The following is a 2843-nucleotide window of genomic DNA, read 5'->3' on the forward strand; positions in this document are numbered from 1 at the left end:
GTGATGCTTGTGCCTGTCGAACCATTGCTCCAGTTCACTGTACCACTACATCCTGTCGCTGTCAGAGTCGCTGTCTCGTTGTTACACAAGCTTGGCTTGTTGGTCGCTATTACTGGTGCGCTCGGTGTTGTACCTGTAGTGATGTTTACTACATTCGATACCCCACTCGTTCCACAAGCATTTGTACAAGTTGCGCTGTATGTTCCTGCTGTGCTTACGGTGATGCTTGTACCTGTCGAACCATTGCTCCAGTTCACTGTACCACTACATCCGGTTGCTGTCAGAGTCGCTGTTTCATTGTTACACAAGCTCGGCTTGTTGGTTGCTATCACTGGTGCACTTGGTGTCGTGCCTGTAGTGATGCTTATCACATTAGATGCCCCACTCGTTCCACAACTATTGCTACAAGTTGCACTGTAGGTTCCTGCTGTGCTAACTGTGATGCTTGTACCTGTGGCTGAATTACTCCACATTACTGTGCCTGTACAGTTTGTTGCCGTCAAGGTTGCTGTTTCATTGTTACACAAGCTCGGCTTGTTAGTCGCTATCACTGGGGCTGGTGGTGTCGTGCCTGTGGTGATATTTACCACATTCGATGCATCGCTCGTTCCACAGGCATTTGTACAAGTTGCGCTGTATGTTCCTGCTATGCTAACTGTGATGCTTGTACCTGTGGCTGAATTGCTCCACATTACTGTGCCTGTACAGTTTGTTGCCGTCAAGGTCGCTGTTTCATTGTTACACAAACTTGGCTTGTTGGTCGCTATCACTGGTGCTGCTGGTGTTGTGCCTGTGGTGATATTTACTACATTCGATGCGCCACTCGTTCCACAAGTATTGCTACAAGTCGCTGTATATGTGCCTGCTGTACTCACTGTGATACTTGTACCTGTGGCAGTCGTACTCCACATTACTGTGCCTGTACAGTTTGTCGCTGTCAAGGTCGCAGTCTCATTGTTACACAAGCTCGGCTTGTTAGTCGCTATCACTGGTGCTGCTGGTGTTGTGCCTGTAGTGATAATCACCACATTCGATGCGCCACTCGTTCCACAACTATTGCTACAAGTCGCTGTATATGTGCCTGCTGTGCTCACGGTGATACTTGTACCTGTGGCAGTCGTACTCCACATTACTGTGCCTGTACAGTTTGTCGCTGTCAAGGTCGCAGTCTCATTGTTACACAAGCTCGGCTTGTTAGTCGCTATCACTGGTGCTGCTGGTGTTGTGCCTGTAGTGATAATCACCACATTCGATGCGCCACTCGTTCCACAACTATTGCTACAAGTCGCTGTATATGTGCCTGCTGTGCTCACGGTGATACTTGTACCTGTGGCAGTCGTACTCCACATTACTGTGCCTGTACAGTTTGTCGCTGTCAAGGTCGCAGTCTCATTGTTACACAAGCTCGGCTTGTTAGTCGCTATCACTGGTGCTGCTGGTGTTGTGCCTGTAGTGATAATCACCACATTCGATGCGCCACTCGTTCCACAACTATTGCTACAAGTCGCTGTATATGTGCCTGCTGTGCTCACGGTGATACTTGTACCTGTGGCAGTCGTACTCCACATTACTGTGCCTGTACAGTTTGTCGCTGTCAAGGTCGCAGTCTCATTGTTACACAAGCTCGGCTTGTTAGTCGCTATCACTGGTGCTGCTGGTGTTGTGCCTGTAGTGATAATCACCACATTCGATGCGCCACTCGTTCCACAACTATTGCTACAAGTCGCTGTATATGTGCCTGCTGTGCTCACGGTGATACTTGTACCTGTGGCAGTCGTACTCCACATTACTGTGCCTGTACAGTTTGTCGCTGTCAAGGTCGCAGTCTCATTGTTACACAAGCTCGGCTTGTTAGTCGCTATCACTGGTGCTGCTGGTGTTGTGCCTGTAGTGATAATCACCACATTCGATGCGCCACTCGTTCCACAACTATTGCTACAAGTCGCTGTATATGTGCCTGCTGTGCTCACGGTGATACTTGTACCTGTGGCAGTCGTACTCCACATTACTGTGCCTGTACAGTTTGTCGCTGTCAAGGTCGCAGTCTCATTGTTACACAAGCTCGGCTTGTTAGTCGCTATCACTGGTGCTGCTGGTGTTGTGCCTGTAGTGATAATCACCACATTCGATGCGCCACTCGTTCCACAACTATTGCTACAAGTCGCTGTATATGTGCCTGCTGTGCTCACGGTGATACTTGTACCTGTGGCAGTCGTACTCCACATTACTGTGCCTGTACAGTTTGTCGCTGTCAAGGTCGCAGTCTCATTGTTACACAAGCTCGGCTTGTTAGTCGCTATCACTGGTGCTGCTGGTGTTGTGCCTGTAGTGATAATCACCACATTCGATGCGCCACTCGTTCCACAACTATTGCTACAAGTCGCTGTATATGTGCCTGCTGTGCTCACGGTGATACTTGTACCTGTGGCAGTCGTACTCCACATTACTGTGCCTGTACAGTTTGTCGCTGTCAAGGTCGCAGTCTCATTGTTACACAAGCTCGGCTTGTTAGTCGCTATCACTGGTGCTGCTGGTGTTGTGCCTGTAGTGATAATCACCACATTCGATGCGCCACTCGTTCCACAACTATTGCTACAAGTCGCTGTATATGTGCCTGCTGTGCTCACGGTGATACTTGTACCTGTGGCAGTCGTACTCCACATTACTGTGCCTGTACAGTTTGTCGCTGTCAAGGTCGCAGTCTCATTGTTACACAAGCTCGGCTTGTTAGTCGCTATCACTGGTGCTGCTGGTGTTGTGCCTGTAGTGATAATCACCACATTCGATGCGCCACTCGTTCCACAACTATTGCTACAAGTCGCTGTATATGTGCCTGCTGTGCT

General features: G+C 49.3%; 1 protein-coding gene. It reads right to left on the reverse strand.

Features of this window, described 5'->3' with window-relative positions; all coding sequences use genetic code 11:
* On the reverse strand, positions 1-2843 hold a 2843-nt coding region (locus EWM59_RS27960; protein WP_374755960.1), incomplete at both ends, for a beta strand repeat-containing protein.

The sequence above is a fragment of the Emticicia agri genome, from assembly GCF_004168285.1.
GTDB classification, from domain to species: domain Bacteria; phylum Bacteroidota; class Bacteroidia; order Cytophagales; family Spirosomataceae; genus Emticicia; species Emticicia agri.